The 12,885-nt window shown below is 54.7% G+C and carries 10 protein-coding genes, 1 tRNA gene and 2 pseudogenes; 11 read left to right on the top strand and 2 right to left on the bottom strand.

The window, feature by feature from the left end:
• The first annotated feature begins 123 nt into the window (after positions 1 to 123).
• The gene (locus tag JH25_RS23045) at positions 124 to 546 is read left to right on the top strand and encodes a hypothetical protein (RefSeq protein ID WP_032876716.1); all 423 of its coding nucleotides are present in this window, start codon (positions 124 to 126) and stop codon (positions 544 to 546) included.
• A 40-nt stretch (positions 547 to 586) separates the two neighbouring features.
• Here the strand turns inward: JH25_RS23045 and JH25_RS23050 are convergent, their stop codons facing one another.
• Positions 587 to 1,666, bottom strand: a complete 1,080-nt coding sequence (locus JH25_RS23050; RefSeq protein ID WP_032876714.1) for a 3-deoxy-7-phosphoheptulonate synthase — start codon at positions 1,664 to 1,666, stop codon at positions 587 to 589.
• 619 nt (positions 1,667 to 2,285) lie between these two features.
• Here JH25_RS23050 and JH25_RS23055 point away from each other — a divergent pair.
• Together JH25_RS23055 and JH25_RS23060 are read left to right on the top strand one after the other, a co-directional pair.
• Positions 2,286 to 3,035 (top strand): carbon-nitrogen hydrolase family protein, encoded by a 750-nt coding sequence (locus JH25_RS23055; protein ID WP_032876711.1) that lies wholly within the window; start codon positions 2,286 to 2,288, stop codon positions 3,033 to 3,035.
• A complete protein-coding gene (locus JH25_RS23060) occupies positions 3,036 to 3,467 on the top strand; it encodes a GNAT family N-acetyltransferase (RefSeq protein ID WP_032876708.1) in 432 nt (143 codons plus the stop codon). It begins immediately after the preceding gene.
• 39 nt (positions 3,468 to 3,506) lie between these two features.
• On the opposite strand, the pseudogene JH25_RS28565 reads toward JH25_RS23060, so the two are convergent.
• A pseudogene (locus JH25_RS28565) lies at positions 3,507 to 3,569 on the bottom strand (DNA-binding protein); the annotation flags it as partial.
• Between the two features lie 82 nt (positions 3,570 to 3,651).
• On the opposite strand from JH25_RS28565, the pseudogene JH25_RS27820 reads away from it, so the two are divergent.
• The 8 genes and pseudogenes from JH25_RS27820 to JH25_RS23095 form a co-directional block, all read left to right on the top strand.
• Positions 3,652 to 3,783: pseudogene (locus JH25_RS27820) on the top strand (helix-turn-helix domain-containing protein); the annotation flags it as partial.
• Between the two features lie 160 nt (positions 3,784 to 3,943).
• Positions 3,944 to 4,585 (top strand): response regulator transcription factor GacA, encoded by a 642-nt coding sequence (gene gacA / locus JH25_RS23065; protein ID WP_005786991.1) that lies wholly within the window; start codon positions 3,944 to 3,946, stop codon positions 4,583 to 4,585.
• A gap of 1 nt (position 4,586) precedes the next feature.
• The gene (gene uvrC, locus JH25_RS23070; protein WP_032876705.1) at positions 4,587 to 6,410 is read left to right on the top strand and encodes an excinuclease ABC subunit UvrC; all 1,824 of its coding nucleotides are present in this window, start codon (positions 4,587 to 4,589) and stop codon (positions 6,408 to 6,410) included.
• Positions 6,411 to 6,442: 32 nt separating this feature from the next.
• Positions 6,443 to 7,003, top strand: a complete 561-nt coding sequence (pgsA, locus tag JH25_RS23075; RefSeq protein ID WP_003190391.1) for a CDP-diacylglycerol--glycerol-3-phosphate 3-phosphatidyltransferase — start codon at positions 6,443 to 6,445, stop codon at positions 7,001 to 7,003.
• Positions 7,004 to 7,063: 60 nt separating this feature from the next.
• Positions 7,064 to 7,139, top strand: a tRNA-Gly gene (locus tag JH25_RS23080).
• Positions 7,140 to 8,059: 920 nt separating this feature from the next.
• Positions 8,060 to 9,715: a BBE domain-containing protein gene (locus JH25_RS23085; protein ID WP_032876702.1), complete on the top strand. Its 1,656-nt coding sequence runs from the start codon at positions 8,060 to 8,062 to the stop codon at positions 9,713 to 9,715.
• 278 nt (positions 9,716 to 9,993) lie between these two features.
• Positions 9,994 to 11,427, top strand: coding sequence for a carbohydrate-binding protein (locus JH25_RS23090; protein ID WP_032876698.1), 1,434 nt, complete (start codon positions 9,994 to 9,996; stop codon positions 11,425 to 11,427).
• Between the two features lie 48 nt (positions 11,428 to 11,475).
• The gene (locus tag JH25_RS23095; RefSeq protein ID WP_081883280.1) at positions 11,476 to 12,834 is read left to right on the top strand and encodes a lytic polysaccharide monooxygenase; all 1,359 of its coding nucleotides are present in this window, start codon (positions 11,476 to 11,478) and stop codon (positions 12,832 to 12,834) included.
• Positions 12,835 to 12,885 lie beyond the last annotated feature (51 nt).

The raw sequence follows: 12,885 nt of genomic DNA, 5'->3' as shown, positions 1-12,885 counted from the left end.
ACCATTCAGGCGATTTGGGAAAACTCTTACGTGAACGGGGAAAATGCCTGATTTTGTCGTCGGCATATGTCTGGAAAATGGGCGACGCTCACTGCCGAGCACTGCCTGCCCCAGGGGTTTGCCATGCCAAACAAAGCACTGACTGTCCTGATTGCCGATGAACAGCATCTGCGACGCCTGTACATCGAGAAAATGCTCAACCAGTTGGGGTATTACCGGATTGTGCCGGTGCAAACGCTCGAAGAAGTCCAGATTCTGACCTCCATTCCAGCCGAACCCTTCGATGCGCTCATCATCAATGCCGGGTTGCTGGACCATGCCATTGGGCTCCAGCAGTCAGTGCACCACGTGTTGGTATACGAGCACATCGACCTGGGCGAGCCTGCCGGTGCAGCGTCAGCGGTGCGGGTGCGTCTGCCGGGCGTGCCGGACAACGTCAGCCTCGAACACTTCATGGACATCGTCGACCCATCCGAGGCTGCCCATGGCCTGCGGGTACTGCCGTGGCTACGGGAGTTGTCCCGGGCGCGGGTGGCCCGGGCCTAGCTTCGCTTCAACGCTGCTGCCGCATGTTGATCCACACCCGTCAGTTGGTTTTGTGAGAGGCGCGCAGGCGTTCGGCCGCACTGCGCAGCAACTGCTCGGTTCCGTCCCAACCCAGGCAACCATCGGTTACTGACACGCCGTATTGCATTGACGCGCTCAGCGGCTGGCAGCCTTCGAACAAGTGGCTCTCAAGCATCATGCCGATCAGCGACGTATCACCCTGCAAGCGCTGCTCCACTACGTCATTGAACACTGCCGGTTGGCGCAGTGGGTCCTTGCCGCTGTTGGCGTGGCTGCAATCGACCATGATCCGCGCCGCCACTTTGGCCTTGGCCAGGTCATGTTTCACCTGGGCCACGCTCTGTGCATCGTAGTTTGGCCCACGGTGACCGCCGCGCAGTACCAGGTGTGTGTCGGGGTTGCCTGGCGTCTGGATGATGGCGGGATGGCCTTGGCTGTCGACACCGAAATGGCGATGCGGGTGGGACGCTGAGCGCATGGCATCACAGGCAATCGCGACGCCGCCGTCGGTGCCGTTCTTGAAACCTACGGGCATGCCCAGGCCGCTGGCCATCTCGCGGTGGATCTGCGACTCGGTGGTGCGTGCACCGATGGCGACCCAACTGAGCAGGTCATCGAAGTAGCCGGCAGCCATGGGTTGTAACAGCTCGGTGGCGACCGGCAGGCCCAGGCGCAGCATTTCACGCATCAGTTCGCGGGACAGGGTCAGGCCGGCGGCCATGTCATCGCTGCCGTCCAGGTGCGGGTCGTAGGCCAGGCCTTTCCAGCCGATGGTAGTGCGCGGTTTTTCGACGTAGGCGCGGATCACCAGCAGCATCTGATCGCTGACTTCAAGCGCGAGTTTCTTCAGGTTGCGTGCGTATTCCATGGCCGATTGCGGATCGTGGATCGAACACGGGCCGACAATCACCAGTAAGCGCGAGTCTTCGCCATTGAGGATGGCACGCACGGCCTGGCGATGGGCGTGGATCTGTTCATGGAGGAACGGGCTGAGGGGCAGCTGGTGTTTCAGCTCAAGGGAGCTGGGCAGGCGCTGGGTCAGGGCTTCATTGGCGCTGTTGAGGGTGCAGACGGGCAAAGCGGCGACGGAGGAGTTCATATTCAAGGCTTCCTGGGCAAGCGGCGGGTTGTTCCCGCGCGCTTGGCCTACTGGGGTGTTCGACAATTGGCCGTACTGGCGACGTGTGTTGGTTTGCCACCAATAGGTGACCGATCGGAGGCGGCAGGCTGTCCCGAACGGAGCTGGCTAAATCGCCATGCAGTGCAAGTGTCGAAGCGGTAATAAGTGGCGTAGTTCATGGTGTGATTCCTTTAAGTGTTCTTGAACAAACAAAATGGTTAGCGGCTGAAAAACAAAACCCCCGGTCGGGGAGCCGACCGGGGGTTTAGATTTCTCTGGTAGGCGACCCCTTGAGTAGTGGGCGCCGATTTCAGGTATCAGGCGCGCCAGTGGCTAAACCAATACCCAAAATAAAAGCCGGCCAGTGCGCTCGAACCGTTCACGCGGGTAGCCGACACCAAGCGCAAGGCGCTGGCAGCAGGGCAAACCTGAGTGTGGGTGAGTTGCAACATGGTGGCTCTCCAAATGATGGGGGGAGCTTACTAGAGGCGCACGGGTGGATTCAATCAGTAATTTCTATTGCTTGAGGGTACTTACGGCTATGGGGTGAGTGTCGCTATGCTGGTGGCTCATAAACGATGATTGCCAGGACGCGACCATGACTGCCTTGACCCTTGCTGCGGCGCAAACCCTTTCCATTGCCGGCGACGTTGAAGCCAATATCGCACGGCACCGGGTGTTCATGCAGGCTGCGGCAGAGCAGGGTGTGCAATTGCTGGTGTTTCCGGAGCTGTCTTTGACCGGTTATGAACCCACGCTGGCCGCTGACTTGGCCATCGCTCCCGATGCGCCAGTGTTGGCGCCCCTGCGCGAGATGGCGCGCGAGTTGCAGCTGACGGCAGTGGTGGGTATGCCGATCCGACTGGCCCCGCAAGCGGATGTTTTGATTGGCGCCCTGGTGCTGGGGGCCGACGGCTCACTGGCGGTGTACACCAAGCAGCATCTGCATCCAGGCGAAGACGTGGCGTTTGCGGCCGGGCAGGGTGGTGAGGCACTCGAATGGGGCAATGACCGTATTGCCCTGGCGGTTTGCGCCGACTTCTCCCACGCCAGTCATCCACGTCATGCGGCGCAAGCGGGCGCCAATGTCTACGCAGCAGGCGTACTGATCAGCGAAGGCGGCTACGCAAAAGACAGCGCGCTGCTGCAGGGCTATGCCGCGGAGCATCGTCTGCTGGTGCTGATGGCTAACCACGGTGGCCCCTCGGGTGGCTGGGCCTGTGCAGGTCGCAGTGCGATCTGGGCCGCGGATGGCCGTTTGCTTGCAGCGGTGCCCGGTGTCGGCGAAGCGCTGGTGATTGCCCGTCGCGACGGCGAGCATTGGGTGGGCCAAGTGGTGGCCGTGTAAATGGCTTTTCACCTGCGTGCTGCCACAGAACAGGATCTGTCGTTTGCGCGGGCCCTGACCCACGAGGCGATGAACCGCTACTACGTGCAAAACCAGCTGATTTGGTCCAATGCCGGCTTCGACACGGCCTGGGCCGGTCGGGAAAACTGGCTGATTTGCCGAGATGACCACACGTTGGGATTTATCAGCCTCAGTCGCGACGGTGGCGCTCTATACATCCGTGAGTTGCATTTGCTCCAGGCGTATCGCGGGCAGGGCGCAGGCACTTGGGTGCTGGAGCAGATAGCGCTGAAGGCGCAGGCGCTTGGGCTGTTGCGGTTGACCGTGTTCAAGACCAATCCGGCCAGAAGGCTCTATCAACGCATGGGGTTCAGCATTGTTGGCGAGGAGGATGGTTTCTGGCGGATGGAGCGTGTCTGTCGCGTACGCTAAACCCTGTACAAAATCCTAATAAGCGCATACTGATTCAGGAACCGACTTCCCTTGATGTTCCAGCCAGGCCTTGGCTTGTGCAGCGGTGCGGATTCCGGGCATGGTTCAAAACCGTTCAAGTTCGTTCGACGAAGAGATGAGGGCGTCACCTCTTGATGTGTGCAAAATGGGATCATGCATCCAAATGAGTGGAATCGGTTCGCGTTTAAGGCAAGAAAGAGAGCGACTCGGCCTGTCGCAGAAAGTTTTTGGTGAAATCGGAGGCGTTGAAGCCAACGCTCAAGGCAAATATGAAAGCGGCGGGTGTGCGCCCCAGGATTTCTGACCTTTTGCCCAATAAATTCGGTCGTCCACCACCCGTTGGACGACTACCGGGCAGGCAAACTCCATATATATGACGCTTGCGGCTAGGTCTGTGCCCAGCTTTTTTGCTAAGGTGTTCAGCAATCTATAAGACCATATCGCGAGGTGTCTGCTTGATTAGGGTGCTAGTAGTCGATGATCATGATCTCGTTCGTACAGGCATTACACGAATGCTGGCTGACATCGACGGCCTGCAAGTAGTCGGCCAGGCTGAGTCAGGGGAGGAGTCTCTGATCAAGGCTCGGGAATTGAAACCCGATGTGGTGTTGATGGACGTCAAGATGCCTGGGATCGGCGGTCTTGGTGCCACGACCAAGCTGTTGCGCAGCCACCCGGACATCAAGGTCGTGGTGGTGACGGTGTGCGAGGAAGACCCGTTTCCGACGCGGCTCCTGCAGGCCGGTGCTGCGGGCTACCTGACCAAAGGCGCGGGCCTGGCGGAGATGGTGCAGGCCATTCGCCTGGTCTTTGCCGGCCAGCGTTACATCAGCCCGCAGATCGCCCAACAGTTGGCGATCAAATCCTTCCAGCCCACCAGCGATTCGCCCTTTGATACGCTGTCGGAGCGGGAAATCCAGATCGCCTTGATGATCGTCGGTTGCCAGAAAGTGCAGTCGATCTCCGACAAGCTGTGCCTGTCGCCCAAGACCGTCAATACCTACCGCTATCGCATCTTCGAGAAGCTCGCCATCAGCAGTGATGTTGAATTGACCCTGCTCGCGGTGCGCCACGGCATGGTGGACGCCAGCGCCTGACATGACTACGCCGTTTGATCCAAGTGCCTTTCTCTCGACCTGCAGTGGCCGCCCCGGCGTGTACCGCATGTTCGACAGCGAGGCACGCCTGCTGTATGTGGGCAAAGCCAAGAACCTCAAGAACCGGCTGGCGAGTTATTTTCGCAAGTCCGGCCTTGCGCCGAAAACCGCTGCCCTGGTGGCACGTATCGCCCAGGTCGAAACCACCATCACCGCCAATGAAACCGAGGCGCTGCTGCTTGAGCAGACGCTGATCAAGGAATGGCGGCCGCCGTACAACATCCTGCTGCGTGACGATAAATCCTACCCTTACGTGTTTTTATCGGATGGCAACTTCCCGCGCCTGAGCATTCATCGCGGGGCTAAAAAACAAAAGGGCAAGTACTTCGGGCCTTATCCCAGCGCAGGTGCGATCCGTGAAAGCCTGAGCCTGCTGCAAAAAACCTTTTTTGTACGCCAGTGCGAAGACAGCTTCTACAAGAACCGCACGCGGCCGTGCCTGCAATACCAGATCAAGCGCTGCAAGGCGCCCTGTGTGGGCCTGGTTGAGCCGGCAGAGTACGCTGAGGATGTGCGCCACTCGGTGATGTTCCTCGAAGGGCGCAGCAATGCGCTCACCGATGAGCTGTCCGGGGCCATGGAGCAGGCGGCCAGCACCCTGGATTTCGAAAAGGCTGCCGAGCTACGTGACCAGATCTCTCTGCTGCGTCGCGTCCAGGACCAGCAAAGCATGGAAGGCGGCACCGGTGACGTCGACGTGATCGCCGCGTTCGTCAATCCGGGCGGCGCCTGTGTGCACCTGATCAGCGTGCGTGGCGGGCGGGTGCTGGGCAGCAAGAACTTCTTCCCGCAGACCGGTATCGACGAAGACGTTGCAGAAGTGATGGCCGCGTTCCTTGGCCAGTACTACGTCAGTAGCCCTGAGCGCGACCTGCCGTCGGAGCTGATCGTCAACGTGGTGCATGAAGACTTTCCCACCTTGATCGAAGCGATCCACGAGCTGCGCGGTCGCGAGTTGGACATCAGCCACCGCGTACGCGGCACCCGTGCCCGCTGGCAGCAACTGGCCGTGACCAACGCCGAACAGGCCCTGAGCGCGCGCCTGGCCAATCGACAGCACGTTGCCGCACGCTTCGACGCCCTGGCCGAGGTCCTCAACCTGGACGAGCCGCCCCAGCGCCTGGAGTGCTACGACATCAGCCACTCCAGCGGTGAGGCCACGGTTGCTTCCTGCGTGGTATTCGGGCCGGAAGGGCCTATCAAGTCCGACTACCGGCGCTACAACATCGAAGGCGTTACCGCCGGCGATGACTACGCCGCGATGCACCAGGCGCTCACGCGGCGTTTCAGCAAGTTGAAGGACGGGGAGGGCAAGTTGCCCGATATCCTGCTGGTAGACGGCGGCAAGGGCCAGTTGTCCATGGCGCGAGACGTGCTCAACGAACTGGCGGTGCCCGACCTGATCCTGCTCGGCGTCGCCAAGGGCACCACGCGAAAGGCCGGTTTCGAGACGTTGTACTTGAATGATGCCGCCCATGAGTTCACGTTGAAGGGCGACTCGCCTGCGCTGCACCTGATTCAACAAATCCGTGACGAAGCCCACCGTTTCGCCATTACCGGCCACCGCGCGCGCCGTGGCAAAACCCGGCGAACCTCAACCCTGGAAGGGGTGGCAGGGGTTGGCCCGACGCGGCGTCGCGACTTGCTTAAACATTTTGGTGGCTTGCAGGAGCTCTCCCGTGCCAGCATTGACGAAATAGCCAAAGCACCCGGTATCAGTAAAAAGCTCGCTGAATTGATTTATGCCAATCTGCACAGCGAATAGAATGCCTTCTCACCTCGTAGCCAGTTGTGCCGATGAATATCCCTAATCTGATCACCGTACTACGCGTCCTGCTTATCCCGATTTTCATTTTGTTGTTCTATTTGCCGTATGAATGGAGCTACGTTGCGTCCAGTTCGGTATTTGCCTTCGCAGCCGCCACCGACTGGCTCGACGGCTACCTGGCCCGCCGCCTGGAACAGAGCACGCCGTTCGGCGCGTTCCTCGACCCCGTGGCCGACAAACTCATGGTGGCCGTTGCCCTGGTGCTGCTGGTGCAGGAACACGGCAATCTGTGGCTGACCCTACCGGCCGCTGTCATCATCGGCCGCGAGATCGTCGTCTCGGCCCTGCGCGAATGGATGGCCGAAATCGGCGCCCGGGCCCACGTGGCCGTCTCCAACATGGGCAAATGGAAAACCGCCGCACAAATGCTCGCGCTGGTCATTCTGCTGGCCAACCCGTCGGACTTTTCGTTCTGGGTCCTCACGGGCTACGCCTTGCTGCTGGTCGCCGCTGGCCTGACCCTGTGGTCCATGCTGCAATATCTGCGCGCCGCCTGGCCCCATCTGCGAACCACCGTTGAAAAGAAATAAAACTTTTTTGAATCAAGGGGTTGACGGGTGCTGAGGATTCTATAGAATGCGCATCACCAAGCGGGAATAGCTCAGTTGGTAGAGCACGACCTTGCCAAGGTCGGGGTCGCGAGTTCGAGTCTCGTTTCCCGCTCCAAGCATAAAAGAAAAAGCCACTCTAACGAGTGGCTTTTTTTTGCCTGTGATTTACGGAATAGACGCTTAGGCGTCTTTTTTTGTTTGTGCACAAAACCATTGAGATCCAGGTTGGTCCGGTACGAACACTACAAGATTGAGTTCAATATCTCGTGCCAGTTCGAGTCCCTATCTTGACTGGCCTCCTCGGTCCTAAAGGCGAGCATCCGGTGCTCACTATCCTCGAATCTGACTCAAGCAAGCTATCGAACGACTCGATGAAATTCGAAAATTGCTGGCTGGCGGCCCATCTATTCTGAGAAGGCCAAGGCACAAGTTCGCAGCGAGGCCGAGCAGTCATTCTGGATGATAAAACGGCCGTTTTGCTACGTAAGTGTTCGCTTTACGGCCTGGCTAAAAACACCGCGCAAACGTGACGCTGTTCGCACTTTTGAACTCCTGGATGTCGGCGTGTCGATACAGGCGCGCACGGGGGTAAAAAACAACCGCTGGGAGCGCACTTTAATGTTCAATGAGACTGAAAAAAATAAGAGTATTGATAAAATATCGATGCGCGTCGCTTTAAATGGTACCACGGTACGATGGTCACGGAATAACGGTGTCTGTAAGAATTATCTCTAATCAGAGAAAGTTGCTCTCGCTACTTCCGAGCAGTTTACAAGAAAATGGTGATGTTCTAAAAGATTTCGACTGGACATTGGCAAGATAGGGGCTATGCTGTTTTTACATGAGAAAAAGTTTAGTGAGTGTGACGCAGCATGGATGTTGGCGTAATACGTTGCTGATTGAGTTTTTAGATTGCGTGGGAAAGGCCTAAAGTGGGTGGCCAGGATTTCGCTTTAGCGGAATTTCAAGGTGTGCCCAGTGATTTTAATGTCAAGCATTTATTCCAATGCTCTTGGGTTATCAAGGAGGATTTCCATGTCAAAGTACACTCTTATTAATCATCATGATCGCCGTTATGAAACGCTAAAAAAAGGCTTCAATTTACGCTGGCCCGGTAATGGGCAGGGCGCCGACTTCATCTATATCTGTAATAGTCCGGCCTCGGTATGGGCAGCGGCTAACGATGCTTTGAAAAAAAATTATCGCATTACAGTGCGCAGTGGTGGCCATTGCTACGAAGGATTTGTGACGAATAAATTGGCGTCTCAAAGAAGTCAGAGGCTTGCTATTATCGATCTTGGTTTGATGGCAGGTATTGAGTTCGATGAACAAGGGCGTTTGCGCTCTCACTATAATGAAAGCGTAATATACAAGTTTCGTATAGCTTCGGGAAACCAGAACTGGGATGGTTTTTCGGCTCTCTATAAAACAGCTAATCGTACGATCCCGGGTGGCTCATGCTATTCGGTCGGTGCAGGAGGGCACATTAGCGGCGGCGGTTATGGATTGCTATCGCGTATGCATGGCCTGACAGTGGACTGGTTAAGCGGCGTGGATATTTTAGTGCCGAGCAAGGCCGGAGACGCGCTGGAGGTCAGGCATGTTCACGAAGGTAGTGATGAATCGGATGGGGAGCGCGACCTGTTTATAGCCTGTCGAGGGGCGGGCGGCGGGAATTTTGGTATTATTCTTAATTACTACTTCAAAGAGCTGCCACAAGCGCCGCAGCAAGCTTATCTGCTCTCTTTAGCATGGCCGTGGAGTGCATTTGATAGTAAGGATAAGCTTAGTCATTTCCTGAATGAGTACTGGCGCTGGTTTAGTAAAAATGATGAGCATTGGAACAGTGATGACCTGTCTAAAGCCAATGGTGGCTTGTTTGCATTACTTAAATTGCAACACCGCTCAACTGGCGATATCAATTTGCTTGTTCAGTATACTGGAATGGATGGGCGAGTCGATGGTGAAAGGCAAACCGAGCCGCTGATCGATTTTGTCACGCATATGAATCAAGCGGCCGGTGAGAATGCGTTTGTCACGACGCAAGATAATTTATTCGGCCCGATAAGAAAGCGCCATTCAAACGAGCCGAAGCTAAGTAATATCTTGCAGGATGCTAGGTTGATGGATTGGTTGTATGTAACCCAGATGTTAAATGGTTCCGGCAATAATCAACATGGTAAATATAAGTCATTTTATCAGGTTGGTGATTTCTCTGATGTGGAAGTTAATGCTATTTGGCAGTACTTCAATCAGGCAGGCGATGCTGTTCTTAATCAGGCATTGTTGCAGATTGACTCTTATGGAGGCTGTATCAATGCTAAGGATGAACAGGAGTGCCCGACTTCCGTCTATCAGAGACGCTCAATTCTGAAAGCGCAGCTTCAGGTTTATTGGAGTAATCCGATGCATGAGCACCACTGTATTGAGTGGTGTCGAAGTTTTTACAAGGCATTTTTTGAGCAGCAAGGCGGCAAACCTTTTCAAGATAATCAGCGCTATCAAGGGTGTTATATAAACTATCCAGATATCGATATGAAGTACACGGACGATAGTCATGCGGTGGTCGATACGCGATGGTTGGAGCTTTATTATGGTGATAAACGGCAAATGCTCATTAGGACTAAGCTTAAATTTGACCCCAAAAACATTTTCCGCAGTGAACTGTCCATACCATTAGCGCATCCTTAGGGATGCTCTGATAAACGTTTTGTTCTATTACTGTTTGTTTGAGCGAGCTCTACGGCTGAAGTCAATACAGTATATGTACCATTATCAACACTGAGTACGCTGGCTAACGCAAGCAGCCGTATCGAGGACTCTTTCTGTTTGAAATAGATCATGTCATGTGTGCTAGGGCTTTATCGGTGCGCACTGTGCGGGTGAGCAGTTAGGATTCCTTCGTTAAAGCGACTTGCAGCGATTCAGTTTAGATGTCTGCACCTCCGCTACTAAAGGACTAAGAAATCATGCTGAAACAGACAGTTATAAATCAATATGGAAACCGTATCCATGATGCGGCTTCAGTGATGCCAGATATCTCTTCTAAAAACATCCTGATGGGTTTTTGGCATAACTGGAAAGCTGAGGCCGGGCAGGGTTATCAGCAAGGCCTGTTTGCTGAAATGGCCCTCACGGATATCCCGGAAAACTATAACGTGATTGCTGTCGCGTTTATGAAAGGCAGCGGTATTCCTACCTTTAAACCCGATGCCTACAGTGATCTTGAGTTCCGCCGCCAGGTTGGAGTACTGAATGCGCAGGGACGTGCTGTACTGATCTCTCTGGGTGGGGCTGATGCTCATATCGAGCTTCATGCTGGGCAGGAAGAGGCGCTGGCCTATGAAATAGTTCGATTGGTAGAGACCTACGGTTTTGACGGTCTGGATATCGATCTTGAACAACTGGCGATTACTCACGCGGATAATCGTATAGTGATACCGGCGGCGCTACGAAGGGTACGTGAGTATTATAAGAAGGAAGGTAAGCATTTTATAATCAGTATGGCTCCAGAGTTTCCTTATTTGCGCACTAACGGAATCTACCTCGATTATATTACAGCGTTAGACGATATTTATGACTTCATCGCGCCGCAGTATTACAATCAGGGCGGTGATGGTATTTGGGTGGACGAGCTTAATTTATGGGTTACTCAAAATAGCGATACTTACAAGAAAGAGTTTCTCTACTATCTTACCGATAGTTTGATTCATGGTACGCGCGGGTTTTCTAGCATCGCGGCCAATCGTCTGGTAATAGGCTTGCCCTCCAATATTGATGCCGCCGCGACGGGTTATGTGGTAGACCCCCTAAACGCTATTGAAGCTTTGTCGGATCTGGAAAAAGCCGGCAACCCTGTTCGTGGTCTCATGACATGGTCAGTTAACTGGGATAATGGCAGAGATAAGCACGGCAAGCTTTATAACTGGGAGTTTCTCAATCGCTATGGTTACCTTACTGGCGGAGAGACGCCGGTACCAGAAGGGCCGTCAGTACCGACCGGGTTAACTTCCCTCTCTCAAACACCGTCTTCAATACTGCTTAGTTGGCAACCTGCTTCAGGTGTTCATCCGATCCAAAGCTATCAGGTGTATAGGGGCGGAGTGTCAATCGGCGTAACAGCTACACCTACCTTTAACGACAGCGGGTTAAAGCCCGATACCGACTATCGCTATCAGGTGAGCGCGCAAGACAGTCAGGGTGGCAACTCCAGCCTAAGTACAACATTGACCGTGCGTACCTTGTCATCTGGTGGAACCCCGCCGGAATGGGGCACGGGCTCCCGGTACAAGGACGGTGACCTCGTCACTCATAAGGGCGTTACCTATATCTGCGTGATGGTACACACCTCGATTTCTTGGTGGGCACCAGACAAGGCTACATCCCTTTGGCAGCGCGCATAACCGAATACTGAAGCTACAGACGGAAAAACAAAGAAATGGAGATTCATCATGTCTAAACATATAGCGAATCCTATCAGCAAGAACATAGTTCCACGTCACGGTCATATTTTTTCTCCCGCCTCCCGTGCTTACTTTGCTTGGCAGGCAGGTGACTTGGATGAGGGGGCACTCAACCAGCGTGAATCGGGCAAGTTTTTCCCCGCCGTCGCTGGAGGGTTGCTGGACGTGTATGCCCCTGAAGATGTAGCGAACTCGCCGCCGCCGCCGGATGGAAAAATTGCCAGTGCCAATCAGGCTACCGGGCTGTTCCTCGATCAACCCGGTAGCCACTGGCAAAAACATGAGGTGCGCGGTGGCGAGATGCTGGATATTTCGTGGCACTTTACAGCTAACCATGTAACCCGCCGCTGGAACTACTTCATCACTAAAGAGGCTTGGGACCCGAGCCAGGTGCTGTCCCGTGATCAGTTTGAAGCGGAGCCTTTTTATACTGTCCAGATTAATCTGAAACCTTACTGGTCTCATGGCGATGCGATGAAACCACCTTCACCCACTGTTCATCAAATGCCACTGCCAATCCGCGAGGGGTATCACGTTTTGCTGGCAATTTGGGAAGTTGCAGATACCGCAGCGGCGTTCTATCAGGTTGTGGACCTTGATTTTGTAGAGCGGGAGGGCGGCGGTGGGCGGCCAACCACGCCAACCGGCCTAAAAGCCAGTGACATAACCGATAAGCAGGTTCGTTTAACCTGGAACGCTTCAACCGGATCTTCTTCTATCGCGTCCTATCGCATTACCCGTGATGGCTCTACCACTGTTGATGTCTATGTTCCGTTGTTGAGCTGGACTGATAACAGCGTGTTACCGGGGACCAGTTATAGCTATTTTGTGACCGCTATTGATGACAGAGGCAACCAGTCACTACCGAGTACGGCGATTCAGGTTAGAACTCAAGCTGAAGGTGGTGGTACGGCCCCTCCAACGGCACCGGTCAACCTGCACTCTATGAATACCACCGCAAATACTGTGTCATTGATGTGGGGAGCGTCGACAGGTGGTTATCCGTTGAAACACTATAATTTCTATCGCGATGGGGTGCAGGTTGCGACGATCCCCGCTTCGCAAACCAGCTATACCGACAGCGGCCTGACTGCCGCAACAATGTATCGTTTTTTTGTGGCCGCCGAAGATACTCAAGGGCAACTGTCGGTGCCTAGCAACGTGCTAAGTGTCACCACCTCTACCGGCGAAGGGGGCGAGACGCCGGAGTGGAAATTAGGTGAGTCCTACAAGGTGGGCGATAAAGTCATCTATCAGGGGGTTAAGTACGCGTGTTTCCAGGCACATATCTCTAACGCGGGTTGGACGCCTGCAGAGACAGTAAATATTCTTTGGTTGCTGGTTTAACTGAGGTTGTCAAATAAAGTGTGTAAGCCGGAACCTTCTTAGGTTCCGGCT

It is taken from the genome of Pseudomonas sp. BRG-100, from assembly GCF_000737955.1.
Classification (GTDB): domain Bacteria; phylum Pseudomonadota; class Gammaproteobacteria; order Pseudomonadales; family Pseudomonadaceae; genus Aquipseudomonas; species Aquipseudomonas synxantha_A.
The sequence above is the reverse complement of the archived record's forward strand: the minus strand, read 5'-3'. Positions and strand labels throughout refer to the sequence as shown.